Genomic DNA, 16,564 nt, shown 5'->3' with positions numbered 1-16,564 from the left:
CTTATTTCCCTTGTATGATCTTGGGCATCAATTTCGGAATACCGACCACCCGGTGTTCCCCGTTGACGAATGCCATATCCTGCACCGTCAGTTCCACATCGCGAATCTCGCGATTCACAAGGAAATTCTCGGTTTCGACCGTAGTTTCGGCCAGTTCAATCTTCACGTTGAAGCGTGCCTTGAAGGCATCGATGATTTCATCGACGATGATTTCAGGCGCGGAAGCACCTGCCGATAACCCCACAACCGATATATCACCGATGCGGTCCCACTCGATATCAGCCGCGCGTTGAACCAGCATCGACATCCGTGCGCCCGCCTTCTCCGCCACTTCAACCAGTCGCTTGGAGTTGGAGGAATTGGGCGCACCGACGATCAGAAAAAGATCGCATCCGGGAGCGGCGGAACGCACTGCATCCTGCCGGTTGGTCGTGGCATAGCAGATCGATTCCGCAGCAGGCGCGGAAAGGTTTGGAAAGCGTGCTTGTAATTCTTCGATAATGCCTGCTGTGTCGTCCACCGAAAGCGTCGTCTGCGTCACGAAGCCGAGATTGTTCTCATCATCGAAATGGCAGCTGCGCGCATCCTCAACCGTTTCGATCAATGTCACCGCACCGTCCGGCAATTGCCCCATCGTGCCAATCACTTCCGGATGACCGGAATGGCCTATCAGAATGACATGGCGACCGAGGCGCTGATGACGCATGGCCTGCTTATGAACCTTGGAAACCAGCGGACAGGTTGCATCGAGATAGAACAGGTTCTTGGCTTCCGCATCGGCAGGCACCGATTTCGGCACACCGTGGGCGGAGAATACTACCGGCTGATCGCGGTGCTCCGCAGGTATTTCGTGCAGTTCCTCGACAAAGATCGCGCCACGCGACTGCAGACCCTCAACTACATATCGGTTGTGCACGATCTCATGACGAACATAAACCGGCGCGCCATATTTCTTCAGCGCCAGCACAACAATCTGGATCGCCCGGTCCACTCCGGCACAAAAGCCGCGCGGCCCGCAAAGACGAATTTCCAGTGATGGTCGCTGATCGGTCATGAAGCGTGCTCGCAAGGTTCGGCGTGGCTTGAAACTTTAAGCGCATAACGCGTTTAAGTTTTTGTTTCACACATGTCTTTGTCCCCAAAACTGGTGCGCTCTTTTGGGAAACATGCACTCGTCTGGGAGTTGGGCTGCAACGAGGCCGTTGTCAACCCCTCACCCCTCTTCGTCTTTATTCTCGCTGTCTCGGACGGAAAACCGGTCTCCACTTTTCCTAAGACAGCGATAGCGCCACAACCACGTCCCGACAACCCCTATCAGGGCCAGAGCGAGGCCGTACCATGTCATTGCATACTGCAAATGGTTGTTGGGAAAATCGATAATCGTCACGCCACCGATAGGCAGACCACCTGGATTGGGTTTGTTATCTGCATCGACGAAGAACGGCACGACCTCATCCAGATTTGGCAGATCGGCGCTTTCGGCCATCGCCGTCCAGTCTTTCCAATAGAAAATATTCTTGGCGATATCGTTGTCTGGAAGGAAAAACCCGGGCTTTGCCGGCAAGGGGTCGCGTGCCAGACCGGTCACACTCACCAGGCCATCGACCTGTCCTTCAACACGTGTTGAAGGATCTTTTTTTTCGTAGGGAACGAAGCCGCGATTAACCAGCACGAAACGCCCATCTTCAAGCATCAATGGCGTATAGACATTATATCCGGCGGCTCCTTCATAGGTGGCCAGAAAATGCCGCTCTCCCTGATGCATGAAAGTGCCCGAGACCGTCACCGGGCGATATTCGACCGATCCCTCCTGCTTGTAGATTTTTTCCATTTCGGAAAGCGGCAAAGGCGCTTCATGAACGCGCTGTTCGGTCGATGCGATCAGCGCTTCCTTCCATTGCAGACGCTCCACCTGCCAGGTGCCAAGCGCCAGCAAAATGACGAGCGCTATGGCGGATGCGATCACCACACCCCACGGAAAGCGATGCGACTGCTGTGCTGTCGTCATTTACTGTCATCCTGTCGGCTGTCTATCCGCCCCGGCGCTGCCTTGTTGCGATATTGCATATTGATAAGGATGCCTTTGGCCCATCGCATGGCGACGAGGCTGAGGATAATGGCGAGCGGCACCCAGAGAATGAAATGTACCCAGAGCGGCGGCCCCACATTCACTTCCATCCAGAGCGCTAGACCAACGACGATGAAGCGGATAATCAAAATGACAAACGCCGCCGGACCATCGCCGGAATCAGCAAACGCGTAATCCAGTCCGCAAGCCGAGCAGCGTGGAGCGACTTTCAGGAAGCCGTCGAACAGCTTCCCCTCGCCGCAACGCGGGCAGTGTCCGGCAATGCCACTCTTTATGGGATCGACCGGCGGATAAATGTTCTGATCCGGCATTACGCTTCCCTTCTCAATATCTTTTCACAAACAAAAGGCGGCCATGTTGCCAGGGCCGCCTCGGAATTTTTACCCGCTAATGATCAGCCGGCGTGCATCGGTGCGCCCCATCCACCCCATACATAGATGGCGAAGAAAAGGAACAGCCAGACCACGTCAACGAAGTGCCAATACCAGGCAGCGGCTTCGAAACCGAAATGCTGCTTTGGCGTGAAGTCACCGCCGATTGCGCGGAAGAGGCAGACCAGAAGGAAGATCGTGCCGACGATAACGTGGAAACCATGGAAACCGGTCGCCATGAAGAAGGTCGCGCCGTAGATCGAATCCTTGAACGCAAACGGTGCGTGGATGTATTCGTATGCCTGCACAAAGGAGAACAGAACACCCAGCGCCACGGTGATTGCGAGACCGGTGATCATGCCCTTGCGGTCATTGTGCAGCAGCGCGTGGTGCGCCCAGGTCAGCGTCGTGCCCGACAGAAGCAGGATCACGGTGTTGTAGAGCGGCAGGTGCAGCGGATCGAGAACCTCGATGCCCTTCGGAGGCCAGACGCCGCCTGTGAACGTGGCGCGCGCTACCTGATGCACTTCATTCGGGAAGAGGCTTGCATCGAAGAACGCCCAGAACCACGCCACGAAGAACATAACTTCCGAGGCGATGAACATGATCATGCCGTAGCGCAGATGCAGCGACACGACGCGGGTATGGTGGCCCTCATGCCCTTCCTTGATCGTATCAGCCCACCAGCCATACATGCAGTAAAGCACGATCGCGAGGCCGATGAAGAATATCCACGGCGTCACAATGTTGAGGCCGAAGAACGGCAGCTCACCGGCATTGATGTAACGCATCCAGGCAATACCGCCGACGGCAAGCACGAATGCACCCACCGAGCTCAGGAACGGCCAAGGACTGGGCGCGATAATATGATAGTCGTGATTTTTCTGATGAACGTCGGCCATGTCTCTCCCCGTAAATCCCCTTAGGGGCTCCTCTCTCGTACCTTCCTGCTTAAACCTCTAACGCGGTGCCAAGCAAGTCTGTCTGTAACAAGCGGTATTTCTTGTCAGAATAAAACCGCTTCATTGTTTTGTCTTTGCGGCATTATGCGCCGCTAGAACATTTCGTGATTCCCTGGATCATTGGAAATGCTCAATCTTCTTGTTTTATGTGCATTATCCTACGCAAAACCGCTCCGCACTTTTGCTGGAAATGCTCGATCTTTTGTTTTTACGCATGTCTCCTGAAACCGGTTCCCACTTTTGGGAGACATGCGCTAGGCATCAGCTTCCGTTGGTTGGCGTCTCGGCCTTGGCATTTGCGACCGGCTTCGGCTTTTCAATCGGAAAGAATGTATAGGACAGTGTGATCGTCTTGACGTCCTTCAGATCGGGATCGTTGACGATCTCCGGATCAACAAAGAACACCACCGGCATTTCCATGTCTTCGCCCGGCTGCAGGGTCGTATCCGTAAAACAGAAGCATTCAACCTTGTTGAAGTAAGCTCCTGCCCGACCTGGCGCGACGTTGAAGCTCGCGCGACCATAGGTCGGCTGATCGAACAGGTTACGCGCTTCATACTTGATCATCGTCGTTTCGCCGATGCGAACCGTGACCTCGCGCTGTACGGGCTTGAAATCCCATGCCAGTCCATTGGCCGTATTCGCGTCGAAACGCACCTTGATGGTCTTGTCGAGGATAGTATCCGAATATTGCTCCACCCGCTGCGTCGTGCCGCCATAGCCCGTCACCTGACAGAAAATGCGGTAGAGCGGAACGGAAGCATAGGCTGCACCGATCATGCAGACAAAGAAAGACAGGCACGCAAAAGCAATCGTCGCATTGGAGCGCTGTTGCTTCTTCAGCTTTTGATCCTTTTCCTGCTGATCCGCCATTTTCTCCTCCCAGATTAAGTTTAAAGCGTATCGCGTATTATCTACTTCATACGACAGGCTTTAAACCGTTGTATGTATGCAGTCTTTATCCCAAAATCGGCTCCCGTGTTTGGGAGACAAGCTAGATCGGCCGCACCAAAACGTTCACACCCAGTTTCGCAATTGTGCCGATGTAAACAAGCAGCACGAACAGCGCCAGAGCGATTGCCAATCCCCAAGAGCGATTGCGCTGGGCTCGCTTCTGCTGTTCCGTCGGAACAATCAGCTCCAGCTCGTTGTCCGTCGGCTTCTGTACGGTTTTATCCATTAGAACCCTCCAAAGGCGATCAACGCCTTCATTACCAGTGCCTCGACAAGCAGCACCGCAAACAATCCCGACAGGTATAGCAGCGAGAAACGGAACAACTTGCGGGCGGCGGCCAGCATTTCAGGCTGTGATCCGGCAACCCACATGCGCCATGCATAGTAAACGAAGGCCAGTCCAAGCAGCGTGGAAATCGCGCCATAGACCGGACCCGCAAAGCCAAGCACCCACGGCAGAACGCCAACCGGCGCCATGATGATCGAGTAGAAGAGTGCCTGACGCCGGGTCGAAAGCTCGCCCTTGACGTTCGGCATCATCGGAATACGCGCCGCTTCATAATCATTGGCTGAAAAGAGCGACAACGCCCAGAAATGCGGAGGGGTCCACAGGAAGATAATCATGAACAGAACGACGCTGTCCCAGGTGATTTCGCCTGTTGCAGCCGCCCAGCCAATCATCGGAGGGAATGCACCTGCCGCACCGCCGATGACGATGTTCTGTGGCGTCGAGCGCTTCAGCCACATCGTATAAACGACGGCATAAAAGAAAATCGTAAAGGCAAGCAGTGCGGCCGACAGCCAGTTGACCATCAGGCCAAGCGTGACGACTGAAAAGGCTGAAAGTGTCAGGCCGAAGGCCAGAACTTGATTGGGCGCAATAATGCCAGCTGGAATAGGCCGGTTGCGCGTGCGCTTCATCACTGCGTCAATATCAGCATCATACCACATGTTCAGCGCACCAGACGCGCCAGCGCCGACCGCTACGCACAAGATGCTGATGGCAGCGAGCACAGGATTCATATGTCCCGGTGCGACCACGAGACCGACCAGCCCGGTGAAGACCACAAGGGACATCACCCGGGGCTTCAAAAGAACAAGGTAATCCCGCGCAGTCGCTTCGGAGAGAGCGAGCGCGTCGTCGGTACCTGCGTTTTTTTCCACCAGAGACATTTTGACTTTAAAAACCTCAAATTCACCGGTCCGAACACCGCGCCCCTACAGCACGGATCGGCACAATCACAACAATGTCCTCCCGGAAACCGTTCTGTTCCCGCCGGAAATGTCGTGCTTGATGGCCGACTTTTTCGTCTACCGGCGACGGGCGGAACAGAATGCCGCCCGCCCATAGCACATTTTGTAAAGAAGGGCGAAGTCTTTTCCGGACTCCGCCCATCGCACGATTACTTGATGCGCGGCAGCTGTTCCCACTGGTGGAACGGCGGTGGCGACGAGAGCTGCCATTCCAGCGTGGTTGCGCCTTCACCCCATGGGTTTGCACCGGCTTCACGCTTCTTCGCAAATGCCTCGAAGACATTGTAGAGGAAGATCAGGACTGCGAAGCCCGAAATATAGGAGCCGTAGGACGACACCATGTTCCAGCCTGCATAGGCATCCGGATAGTCGATGTAACGGCGCGGCATGCCAGCAAGACCGAGGAAGTGCTGCGGGAAGAAGACCAGGTTCACGCCAACGAAGGTGACCCAGAAATGCAGCTTCGCCGTAAACTCATTGTACATGTAGCCGCTCATCTTCGGGAACCAGTAGTACCAGCCCGCGAAGATCGCAAACACCGCACCCAGCGACAGAACGTAGTGGAAGTGCGCCACAACGTAGTAGGTGTCGTGCAGTGCGCGGTCGAGACCGGCATTGGCGAGCTGAACACCCGTCACACCACCGACCGTGAACAGGAAGATAAAGCCGATTGCCCACAGCATCGGTGCGCGGAACGTGATCGAACCGCCCCACATCGTCGCGATCCACGAGAAGATCTTGATACCCGTCGGAACAGCGATGACCATCGTGGCGAACACGAAGTAACGCTGCGTGTCGAGTGACAGGCCAACCGTATACATGTGGTGAGCCCAGACGACGAAGCCCACGACACCGATTGCCACCATGGCGTAAGCCATGCCGAGGTAACCGAAGATCGGCTTGCGCGAGAAGGTCGACACGATGTGGCTGACAATGCCGAAGCCCGGCAGGATCAGAATGTACACTTCCGGATGCCCGAAGAACCAGAACAGATGCTGGTAAAGGATCGGATCACCACCACCATCCGGCGTGAAGAAGGTCGTTCCGAAATTGCGATCGGTCAGCAGCATGGTGATGCCACCTGCCAGAACCGGCAGCGAAAGCAGCAGCAGGAATGCCGTCACCAGAACAGCCCAGGCGAAGAGCGGCATCTTGTGCAGCGTCATGCCCGGAGCGCGCATGTTCAGGATCGTGGTGATGAAATTGATCGCGCCGAGAATCGACGAAGCACCGGAAATGTGCAGCGCCAGAATGGCGAAATCGATTGCCGGACCAGGCTGGCCGGTCGTCGATAGCGGCGGATACAGTGTCCAGCCGCCACCGGGGCCCCAACCACCGGGTGCCGAAGGCATGAACAGCGAGATCATCAGCAGCAACAGCGCAGGCGGCAGAAGCCAGAACGAGATGTTGTTCATGCGCGGGAAAGCCATGTCCGGCGCGCCGATCATCAGCGGCACCATCCAGTTGGCAAAACCACCGATCAGCGCGGGCATGACCATGAAGAAGATCATGACCAGAGCATGCGCGGAGGTGAACACATTGAACATCTGCTTGCCGGCATCAAGCGCGGCATCGCCCTCAACACCGTAAACCATGGACGCCAAGCCATGGAAAATCTGGATGCCCGGTTCCTGGAGTTCAGCGCGCATCGCGATCGACAGGGCGCCGCCGATAATACCGGCGATGATTGCAAAAATCAGGTACAGGGTACCGATGTCTTTATGATTGGTCGAGTATACCCAACGAACCCAGCCGTGCGGCTTGTGGTCGTCGTGAGCACCATGCTCGTGAGCTGCTGTGCCAGCCATGGAATTCGCTCCCGTTTTTCAACAGTCTTGGCGTTCGGGATCAGAGACCCGCCGCAGCCACTTTATCGTTTGCGCCACCTTCAACAGCGGCCTGAAGCGCCTTGTTCGCGCCGTTCAGATCCGATCCCGCAGCGGCGATCCAGGTCTGATATTGCTCTTTCGAGACAACGCGCACGGCGATCGGCATGAAGCCATGATCCTTGCCGCAAAGCTCAGAGCACTGACCGTAGTAGAGGCCTTCCTTGTCCGCTTTGAACCAGGCTTCGTTGATACGACCCGGAACAGCGTCCATCTTCACGCCGAAAGCCGGAATGGTCCACGAATGGATCACATCGGCAGCAGTGACGAGAAGACGAACCGTTTCGCCGACCGGAACCACGACTTCATTGTCGACGGCCAGAAGACGCGGATAACGCGCGCGGTCTTCCTTGCCGGCAGCGGCGCGATCGCCATCCTTCAGAAGAAGGGCATCAAAGCTGACCGGATTATCGACCTGATATTCGTAACCCCAATACCACTGATAACCTGTCGCCTTGACCGTCAGCGTCGGATCTTCCGGCGAATACTGCGCCGTCAGAAGCTGGAAAGACGGAACCGCCAAAAACAGAAGAATGATCACAGGCCCGATGGTCCAGACCACTTCAATAGCGGTATTGTGGCTGGTTTTGGATGGCTCCGGGTTCGCGCTCGCACGAAAGCGAAACACCACCCAAAGCAACAAGAACAGAACCAGCAAGGTAATTGGAATGATAAACCAGAGCGTATAGCGCTCAAACCAATGAATCTGTTCGGCAATTCCAGTCGCTGCGTCCTGAAATCTCCATTCCCAGGGACGGGGCTGGTCCGCAAAAGCGGCACCAGTCGTCCACAGCACTGCAAGAGCGCCGCCGAAGGCGCTCTTCGTTGTGGCAACAATCTTATCCACCAGAACTCTCTCCCTTTTCGCCCTTTCGAGCTGGACGCCGGACGCTAAAGACGGCCGCATCCCCCGTCGGCGTTCAAACCACACCTTAGCGCACACCGCAAGGAAGGCGAATATGTTCCTGTGCGGCATTTTTGCGCGCAGTCCATGTGGGAAAGAGCGAATGTCCGAGTTTAATCAATGCGCCGGAGCTGCTCGTTTTCACCGTGAAAACTTGGGAAAACCGTACGAAACCCATAATGAAGCCATGATTTGACAAGACGTTTCCTTTAACGTGCCGCGTGACAATCGACGCAACAGACGGTATCACCGTTGCTATGATGGCCAGGACTGATATTCGCCAATCACGGCGCTTTTCATGGCCAATGCAGCGCGTTAACGTCCCGGTGATTCGATCTGGAGATTTCATGACTTTTCGCATGCTTGCCCGCCGCACGATCAGCCAGCGCCTCGCAACTCTTGCAACAGGCGTCAGCTTGACGCTTGCCGTTGCAACGCTTCCTTCGGTTGCTCAGGAAACACCGGCGCAGTTACAAACCCCACAAGAGGCCCCTGCTGCCCAGTCGCAGGCGGCTCCGAGCAGCCCGCAGCAGAGCGGCAAGCTCAAGTCGCAGCATGGCGCATGGTCCGTTCTGTGTGATACGCCTGCGGGCGCCAAGACTGAGCAATGCGCGCTGATCCAGAATGTGGTCGCCGCAAAGCGCCCTGAACTGGGTCTTTCGGTCGTCGTTCTCAAGACAGCAGACAACAAGGCGCGCATCCTTCGCGTTCTGGCGCCGCTAGGCGTTCTGTTGCCCAACGGTCTTGGCCTCAATGTCGACGGCAAGGATATCGGTCGCGCCTATTTCGTCCGCTGCTTCGAAGACGGCTGCTACGCCGAAGTGATCCTAGAGGATGAACTTCTCAAGACATTGCGTTCCGGCAAGGCTGCGACCTTCATCGTCTTCCAGACGCCGGAAGAAGGCGTGGGCATTCCTGTCGATCTCAAGGGGTTCGGTGAAGGCTTCGACGCGTTGCCTTGATCACAACTGAGATGACCGGTTGTTCTCAACCGATTTAAGGCTTACATCCTGCAGCAAACACATGCTGCAGGATTTATTTTATGAAAAGCCTGATCGACAGTTTCGACGCCAGCCGCGACGATATCGAGCGTCTTGTCGCCCAAAGCCTGAAGGGCAGCGACGACGGAGAGCTCTTCGTGGAATATCGCGAGGCGGAGGCGCTTGTTTTCGACAATGGTCGTCTCAAGACCGGCTCCTTCAATCAGGATCAGGGATTCGGCCTGCGCTCGGTCGCAGGCGAAGCAATCGGCTATGCCCACGCGGGCGATCTTTCGCTTGCCGCCTTGAAGCGCGCTTCCGATGCGGTTTCTGCAACCCTTAAGGGCTACGGCGGAAACTATTCGGCGGCACCTGCCGGCACCAACCGTCACCTTTACACGGATGAAAACCCCATCGGTTCGCCGACATTCGATTCCAAGGTGCAGCTTTTGCAGCAAATAGACGCCTATCTGCGTGCCAAGGACCCGAAAGTACGTCAGGTTTCCGTTTCGCTCGCAGGCTCGTGGCAGCAGGTCGAAATTCTGCGCGCCGACGGTCATTTCGTACGCGATATACGACCCATGGTGCGCCTGAGCGTTGCGGTAGTGGCAGGCGATGGCGACCGTCAGGAATCAGGTTCGCATACGGTTGGCGGACGCAAGGGCTTTGGCGAGTTCATCACCGCTGAAAGCTGGCAGCATGCCGCCGATGAGGCATTGCGTCAGGCCCTCGTCAATCTGGAAGCTATCCCTGCCCCGGCAGGCACATTCGACATCGTTCTGGCCAATGGCTGGCCGGGTGTGATGCTGCATGAAGCCGTCGGACACGGGTTGGAAGGCGACTTCAATCGAAAAAAGACCTCTGCCTTTGCCGGTCTGCTTGGACAGCAGGTTGCCTCCAAGGGTGTCACGGTCGTCGATGACGGCACGATTGCCGAGCGCCGGGGTTCGCTGACCATTGATGACGAAGGCACCCCGACCAATCGCACCGTGCTGATCGAAGACGGCAAACTCGTCAATTATATGCAGGATCGCCAGAACGCCCGCCTGATGGGCATGGAAGCTACCGGCAATGGACGCCGCGAATCCTATGCTCACGCACCTATGCCGCGCATGACGAACACCTACATGCTTTCCGGCGACAAGACGCCGGAAGAGATCATCGCCTCCATGAAAAAGGGCATCTATGCCGTTTCCTTTGGCGGTGGTCAGGTCGATATCACCTCCGGCAAGTTCGTGTTCGGCTGTACGGAAGCCTACATGATCGAGGACGGCAAGGTCGGCGCGCCGATCAAGGGAGCGATGCTGATTGGCAATGGTCCGGATGCGATGCAGCGGATTTCGATGATCGGCAACGATATGAAGCTTGATACGGGTAGCGGCAATTGCGGCAAGGGTGGTCAGTGGGTACCTGTCGGCGTCGGCCAGCCGCATCTGCGCATGGATCAGGTAACAGTGGGAGGCACGGCTGTATAAGAGCCCTGCCGTCTTCCGCGCTTTCGCTCAGATGCCTGCTTTTTAGTGTCATCTAACTTGCAGATATCACCGGTAAAGTGCAGGCTATCAGGGTAACAGCCTGCATAGCGATATTCGATGTCAGGCCGATCTGGAGAGAGGAATGCCTGAATCGCCTTACGACTGGACGGGCAAGCGAACGGAAAAACGTGACCGGCAAAAGCGTATGCTGGTCGTGACAGCCATCACGATGGGCGCACTCATTCTTGTCCTCGGCATGGTGGACGGCCTGCTGATCCTGCTGGACTGATATGCTGCCGATTTACGAAATCGATTGTGCCAGGATAGAAAAGCCTGACGATCTTTGGCGGCGGTATCTTTCCGCTGTTCCAGCCCAAGACCCGGAATCCTTCGGTTACACACTCGACTCATTCTGGGACGCTGTGCAATGGCAAGGTCCAGGCTGGCCCGGTGAATGCGAACTCGTTTTCAGGAACTCTGAAGCTCTGGGCAAATTGAAAACACGCGGCGGCAAGCCGTTTCTAGAAGCGTTCAAACGCCTCGTGAGCGAAACAGATAGAATCCAGATTAAACTGGAGTTTTGACAATGACTTACGATGAAATCTTGAAAGAAGAAGATCTTCAATTCCCTTGGCGCTTAAAACCCTTGCTCAAATGCAGAGATAACCAAGACTACGGAAGTCAATCATGGAGTTACTATGCTTACTCTTATGATAGAGCATTTGAAATAATGGCTCGCCATACACTTGAATATCCCATTAATAATCAAAGCCTTACTATCCCACTTTTCTATTTAGCGAGACATAGTATGGAGTTAGCGCTCAAAGAAGCATTGCGCGAAATTGCTCATATTGGAGTTGATGACGCGCGAACAGACGGGCATGATCTCCTAAAGCTATATGATGACCTTCAAAAAATACTCAAAGATAACGGCGTCAACGACGATGGGCGGTGGAGCAATCATTGTCGGCGAATTCTCACTCACATACACAGCGCCGATCCCAAAGGAGAACACTTCCGTTATCCCGCGGCGCTAAACGGCAACGTCTTTCCAGAAGTGACAGTGAACATCGAAGGGCTTATTCGCGCGCATTATCACGTGACATTACTTGCCGACTGCGTAGTAACTATGCTTCAGGAAAATCGCAATTACGAACTACCCTATTAAATAATTAAGTACCCGGATTTTCTTCCAGCAAACCGGTCACGAAATCGAACAGACCCGGGCGGCGGTCACGGCGAAGACGTTCAGCTTCAATGATCGACTTGATGGCCGCAAAGGAGCGATCAAGATCTTCATTGATGACGATATAATCGTACTTCACCCATTTCTGGATTTCAAAACGCGCATTCTGCAAACGGGTCTCGATGACATCCGCCGTATCTTCCGCGCGACGGTTCAGGCGCTGCTGCAATTCGCGCATGGTGGGCGGAAGAATAAAGATCGACACCACATCGGCTGGCATCTTTGCTTGCAACTGGTCTGCACCCTGCCAGTCAATGTCAAACAGCATATCCTGACCGTCAGCCAGCGCGATCTCAGCCGTTTCGCGCAGCGTGCCATAGAAATTGCCATGGACCTCGGCCCATTCGATCAGCTCATCATTGTCACGAAGGCGTTCAAACTCGCGGATCGTCTTGAAATGGTAGTGAACCCCTTCGATCTCGCTCGGGCGGCGCTGGCGCGTCGTCACACTGATCGACAGCGAGAGGTTCATCTTCTTGTCTTCCAGCAACAGCCGGGCAATGGTGGACTTACCGGCTCCGGATGGCGACGAGATCACCACCATCAAGCCTCTACGTGCGACGCCATTTTCAACCGAAGAGATGGCCATGATACCTGTTACTCCAGATTTTGTACTTGTTCGCGAAACTGGTCCACGACTGCCTTCAGTTCCAGACCGATGGCTGTGATCGACGCTGCATTCGATTTGGAACACAGTGTATTAGCTTCACGATTAAATTCCTGTGAAAGAAAATCGAGCTTGCGCCCGACGGGGCCACCATCCGCCAGAAGCTTGCGGGCGGATGCCACATGGGTCTCCAACCGGTCAAGCTCTTCCTGAATATCGGCCTTGGTCGCCAGAAACGCCGCTTCCTGATAGAGCCGCGTCTCATCAAGCTCGCGTGCGGAATCCATCAGCAGCGCCACCTGTCCAGCGAGACGGGCCTTGATCGCGTCTGTGCTCCGCGACGGGTCGCGGCGGGCATTCACGGTCAGGCGCTCGATACTGTCAACATGCGCGGACAGAATAGTGAAAAGAGCCTTGCCCTCCTGCTTGCGGGCATCGGCGATTGCTTTCAGCGTTTCCTCAAAACCTGAGACGACGGCAGCTTCCAGTCCGCCGCGCTCGTCTTCGTCATCAGCCATCTGTGCCTGATCGATGATACCGCGCAACGAAAGAATGCCGTCTACGCTGGCGGGGGCCAGTCCGTGCGTTGCCTGCAAATCCGCACCGAGCTTCAGGATCTCGGCGAGCATGGCCTGATTGATGCTGAAACCAGCCTGTGCCTCGCTGCGCTCCACACTGAGGCTTGCCTGAAAATTGCCACGCGAAAAATGACGCGCCAGCATGGAGCGTACAGGATGTTCGGCGGCTTCAAGGCCTTGCGGCAGACGCAGCCGAAGGTCGAGCCCCTTACCATTGACGGAACGCACTTCCCAGATGATGCGCGCTTCTCCGCCTTCCATGGCATGTTGCACGGCATGGCGTGCAAAACCGGTCATGCTTTGGAGCGCCATGCGTTCCATCCCCTCAACTCACGCCCGCGACAGTGCGGACTTACTCTAAAAACCAATCCGAAGCCGGTGGCGAACACCGGCTTCGGTTACACATTCTCAAACTCACCAAAGCCGTAGCGAAAAGCTACTGCCCCGCGCTTTGGTTTGTATTGCTGCCGCTATTGTTCTGTTGCTCGATATTCTTTTGCTGCTCCACGGAGCGCCATTTACGGACGTTGGCGTTGTGTTCCTGCAGCGTCTTCGAGAACACATGGCCACCCGTGCCATCGGCAACGAAATAGAGGTCTTCCGTATCCAGCGGATTGGCGACAGCTTCCAGCGCAGCCTTGCCCGGATTGGCAATCGGCGTCGGCGGAAGACCGTTGATCACATAGGTATTGTAAGGTGTCGGCTTTTCGATGTCCGACTTGAAGATCGGCCTATCAGAAGGTTTGCCAGCTCCGCCGAACAGGCCATAAATAATGGTCGGATCGGACTGGATGCGCATGCCCTTCTTCAAGCGATTGACGAAGACCGACGCCACATGCGGGCGTTCCGACGCGATACCGGTTTCCTTTTCAACGATGGAAGCCAGCGTCACAAATTCGTTCTTGTCCTTGATCGGCAGGTCGGAACCACGCTTTGCCCAGGCGTCGTCCACGAGCTTCTTCTGGGAGGCGACCATACGATCGATGATTTCCGAACGCGTCGTGCCACGCGTGAAATTCAGCGTATCGGTGAAGAGCGAACCTTCCGGCGGCATGTCCTTCGGCATGTCACCAACCAGTGTCGGATCAGCCGAGATACGATCGAAAATCTGCTTGACCGTCAGACCTTCCGGAATGGTCAGCGGATACATGATGGATTTGCCGCTGATGAGGATATTCATCACATCGCGCATCGAAGCGCCCGCCGGGATGGCGTATTCGCCCGCCTTCAGATCATTTTCATGACCGAGCGTCCGCATCCCATAGCGGAAAATACGCGCGTCACTGACGATTTCACGATTTTCCAGGCTGTTGGAAACTTCGGCGATACCAGCGCCGCGCTTGACGAGAAACGTCGTTTCGGCAGTAAGCGGACCTTGTCCGTCAAACTGCATCTTGCCGAAATAGAACAAGGCCGACGCGCCGAGCAGAACAAGCACGACCAGCGACAGCATGAAATTCATGAAAACCACGATCTGGCTGCGCGCATGGCGCGAACGCTTGCGCGGCGGCGGCGTTCCCGGCTCGGGACGCAGTGCTTCAGACGCGGATTTCGGCACGAACGGCTTTGAAGTCGCGTTCGTTTCCTGCGTCGCGCCCTTGGGCTGCTCGTCTGCAGGGGGTGTTCCGGATGGCGCCTCTGAATTCACTCAATCACCTCGGTCCAGAGTATTTCGTTGGTTCAAACCAAACCACGAGAACGGCTCTGTCTATCTATTTTGGCGAACCTCCCGACACATTGTGCCGAATGCCCGCCCAGAACGGCTTTTTGCACTTATTTCGTCAGAGTGAATAAAACTCTTCGGAGTCGTGACCACACTAACCGCTGTTCGCGATTTTAAACATCGCATCCGGCTTTATTTTGGCAAAAACGCGGAGAAATCCCCGCGTTTTTTTAATTCGATATTCTGTTTTCAGCGATACCGATCAGGAGTATCGGCGCAGGACCAGCGAAGCGTTGGTTCCGCCAAATCCGAAGGAGTTCGACAGAGCCACATCGATCTTGCGTTCACGCGCCTTGTGCGGAACCAGATCGATCTTCGTCGAGACAGCCGGATTATCGAGATTGAGCGTCGCCGGCGCAATATTGTCGCGGATGGCAAGCGTCGAGAAAATCGCTTCGGCTGCACCGGCAGCACCAAGCAGATGGCCGATAGCCGACTTGGTCGAGGACATCGAAATCTTCGACGCAGCATCGCCGACCACCCGCTCGACAGCGCCGAGTTCGATGGTGTCAGCCATAGTCGACGTGCCATGGGCGTTGATGTAGTCGATCTGGTCCGGCGTGATTTCAGCACGCTTCAGGGCAGCGACCATGCAACGTTCGGCACCCTCGCCGCTCTCGGTCGGAGCAGTGATGTGGTAAGCATCGCCCGAAAGACCGTAGCCGATAACTTCCGCATAGATTTTCGCGCCGCGCGCCAGTGCGTGTTCCAGCTCTTCGAGAACCACAACGCCCGCACCTTCGCCCATCACGAAACCGTCACGGTCTTCGTCATAGGGACGGGAAGCTGCGGTCGGATCGTCGTTACGCTTGGTGGACAGCGCCTTGCACGCGGCAAAACCGGCCAGCGAAATGCGACTTACCGGCGATTCCGTTCCACCGGCAACCATGACATCTGCATCGCCGAAAGCGATCAGACGGGCAGCGTCGCCGATAGCATGTGTGCCGGTTGCACAAGCCGTCACAACCGAATGGTTTGGACCGCGCAGCCCGTGCTTGATGGAAACATGGCCGGAAGCCAGATTGATCAGGCGGCCAGGAATAAAGAATGGAGAAATGCGGCGCGGGCCCTTGTCGCGCAGCGTGTAGCCGGCCTCGACAATACCTTCGATGCCGCCAATGCCGGAACCGATAAGAACACCGGTACGGACCTGATCTTCGTCGCTTTCAGGATGCCAGTCGGCATCGTCCAACGCCTGATCGGCAGCGCCGACAGCATAAACGATGAAAGGATCAACTTTACGCTGTTCCTTGGGCTCCATATGGAGGTCGGCGTTGAAGGTGCCATTGGTGCCATCGCCAACCGGAATGCGGCAGGCTATCTGGCAGGCCAGATCGTCAACTTCAAATTCCGTGATGCGGCGAGCACCGCTTTCACCGGCAATAAGACGCTTCCAGGTCTCTTCAACACCGCTGGCAAGCGGCGACACCAGACCAAGACCGGTGATGACGACACGCCTCATATCCACCCCTTAAAACTTTGTTATGTCACGAACACCGCCCCGCAGGCTTTAACCGGCAGAACATATGTCCGGG

18 protein-coding genes are annotated in these 16,564 nt (G+C 55.8%); 5 read left to right on the top strand and 13 right to left on the bottom strand.

Features of this window, described 5'->3' with window-relative positions; all coding sequences use genetic code 11:
* Position 1: 1 nt before the first annotated feature.
* The 9 genes from ispH to coxB all read right to left on the bottom strand — a co-directional run bounded on the left by ispH (position 2) and on the right by coxB (position 8,363).
* Positions 2-1,054: a 4-hydroxy-3-methylbut-2-enyl diphosphate reductase gene (gene ispH, locus CES86_RS15810; RefSeq protein ID WP_012090852.1), complete on the bottom strand. Its 1,053-nt coding sequence runs from the start codon at positions 1,052-1,054 to the stop codon at positions 2-4.
* A gap of 159 nt (positions 1,055-1,213) precedes the next feature.
* Positions 1,214-2,008, bottom strand: coding sequence for an SURF1 family protein (locus tag CES86_RS15805; RefSeq protein ID WP_094514873.1), 795 nt, complete (start codon positions 2,006-2,008; stop codon positions 1,214-1,216).
* Positions 2,005-2,400, bottom strand: a complete 396-nt coding sequence (locus CES86_RS15800; RefSeq protein ID WP_094514871.1) for a DUF983 domain-containing protein — start codon at positions 2,398-2,400, stop codon at positions 2,005-2,007. Before CES86_RS15800 ends, CES86_RS15805 begins: the two co-directional genes overlap by 4 nt.
* Positions 2,401-2,483: 83 nt before the next feature.
* On the bottom strand, positions 2,484-3,362 hold the full coding sequence (locus CES86_RS15795; RefSeq protein ID WP_012090850.1) for a cytochrome c oxidase subunit 3: 879 nt from the start codon (positions 3,360-3,362) through the stop codon (positions 2,484-2,486).
* Between the two features lie 321 nt (positions 3,363-3,683).
* Positions 3,684-4,295 (bottom strand): cytochrome c oxidase assembly protein, encoded by a 612-nt coding sequence (locus CES86_RS15790; protein ID WP_036585944.1) that lies wholly within the window; start codon positions 4,293-4,295, stop codon positions 3,684-3,686.
* A 121-nt stretch (positions 4,296-4,416) separates the two neighbouring features.
* Positions 4,417-4,602: a hypothetical protein gene (locus tag CES86_RS15785; protein ID WP_010658400.1), complete on the bottom strand. Its 186-nt coding sequence runs from the start codon at positions 4,600-4,602 to the stop codon at positions 4,417-4,419.
* Positions 4,602-5,549, bottom strand: coding sequence for a heme o synthase (locus CES86_RS15780; RefSeq protein WP_012090848.1), 948 nt, complete (start codon positions 5,547-5,549; stop codon positions 4,602-4,604). Before CES86_RS15780 ends, CES86_RS15785 begins: the two co-directional genes overlap by 1 nt.
* A 230-nt stretch (positions 5,550-5,779) precedes the next feature.
* Entirely contained in the window at positions 5,780-7,438 is a 1,659-nt protein-coding gene (gene ctaD, locus CES86_RS15775) for a cytochrome c oxidase subunit I (RefSeq protein ID WP_010658398.1), read from the bottom strand.
* 40 nt (positions 7,439-7,478) lie between these two features.
* Positions 7,479-8,363, bottom strand: a complete 885-nt coding sequence (gene coxB, locus CES86_RS15770; RefSeq protein WP_012090847.1) for a cytochrome c oxidase subunit II — start codon at positions 8,361-8,363, stop codon at positions 7,479-7,481.
* Positions 8,364-8,767: 404 nt separating this feature from the next.
* Between coxB and CES86_RS15765 the strand changes: the two genes are divergently transcribed.
* The 5 genes from CES86_RS15765 to CES86_RS15750 all read left to right on the top strand — a co-directional run bounded on the left by CES86_RS15765 (position 8,768) and on the right by CES86_RS15750 (position 12,043).
* A complete protein-coding gene (locus CES86_RS15765; protein WP_012090846.1) occupies positions 8,768-9,382 on the top strand; it encodes an invasion associated locus B family protein in 615 nt (204 codons plus the stop codon).
* 80 nt (positions 9,383-9,462) lie between these two features.
* Entirely contained in the window at positions 9,463-10,875 is a 1,413-nt protein-coding gene (gene tldD / locus CES86_RS15760) for a metalloprotease TldD (RefSeq protein WP_012090845.1), read from the top strand.
* Between the two features lie 142 nt (positions 10,876-11,017).
* On the top strand, positions 11,018-11,164 hold the full coding sequence (locus CES86_RS27525; protein WP_155243295.1) for a hypothetical protein: 147 nt from the start codon (positions 11,018-11,020) through the stop codon (positions 11,162-11,164).
* A gap of 1 nt (position 11,165) precedes the next feature.
* Entirely contained in the window at positions 11,166-11,459 is a 294-nt protein-coding gene (locus tag CES86_RS15755; RefSeq protein ID WP_094514869.1) for a barstar family protein, read from the top strand.
* A 2-nt stretch (positions 11,460-11,461) separates the two neighbouring features.
* Positions 11,462-12,043 (top strand): hypothetical protein, encoded by a 582-nt coding sequence (locus CES86_RS15750; RefSeq protein ID WP_094514868.1) that lies wholly within the window; start codon positions 11,462-11,464, stop codon positions 12,041-12,043.
* A gap of 4 nt (positions 12,044-12,047) precedes the next feature.
* On the opposite strand, the gene gmk is transcribed toward CES86_RS15750, so the two are convergent.
* The 4 genes from gmk to fabF all read right to left on the bottom strand — a co-directional run bounded on the left by gmk (position 12,048) and on the right by fabF (position 16,491).
* A complete protein-coding gene (gmk, locus tag CES86_RS15745) occupies positions 12,048-12,710 on the bottom strand; it encodes a guanylate kinase (protein ID WP_012090842.1) in 663 nt (220 codons plus the stop codon).
* Between the two features lie 8 nt (positions 12,711-12,718).
* Positions 12,719-13,618, bottom strand: a complete 900-nt coding sequence (locus tag CES86_RS15740) for a YicC/YloC family endoribonuclease (protein ID WP_012090841.1) — start codon at positions 13,616-13,618, stop codon at positions 12,719-12,721.
* A gap of 124 nt (positions 13,619-13,742) precedes the next feature.
* Entirely contained in the window at positions 13,743-14,954 is a 1,212-nt protein-coding gene (mltG, locus tag CES86_RS15735; RefSeq protein ID WP_010658391.1) for an endolytic transglycosylase MltG, read from the bottom strand.
* Positions 14,955-15,231: 277 nt separating this feature from the next.
* Positions 15,232-16,491 (bottom strand): beta-ketoacyl-ACP synthase II, encoded by a 1,260-nt coding sequence (fabF, locus tag CES86_RS15730; RefSeq protein WP_010658390.1) that lies wholly within the window; start codon positions 16,489-16,491, stop codon positions 15,232-15,234.
* Between the last annotated feature and the right edge of the window lie 73 nt (positions 16,492-16,564).

Origin of the sequence: Brucella lupini, from assembly GCF_002252535.1 — a bacterium.
Lineage (GTDB): Bacteria > Pseudomonadota > Alphaproteobacteria > Rhizobiales > Rhizobiaceae > Brucella > Brucella anthropi.
This window is presented reverse-complemented; position numbering and strand designations above follow the sequence as displayed.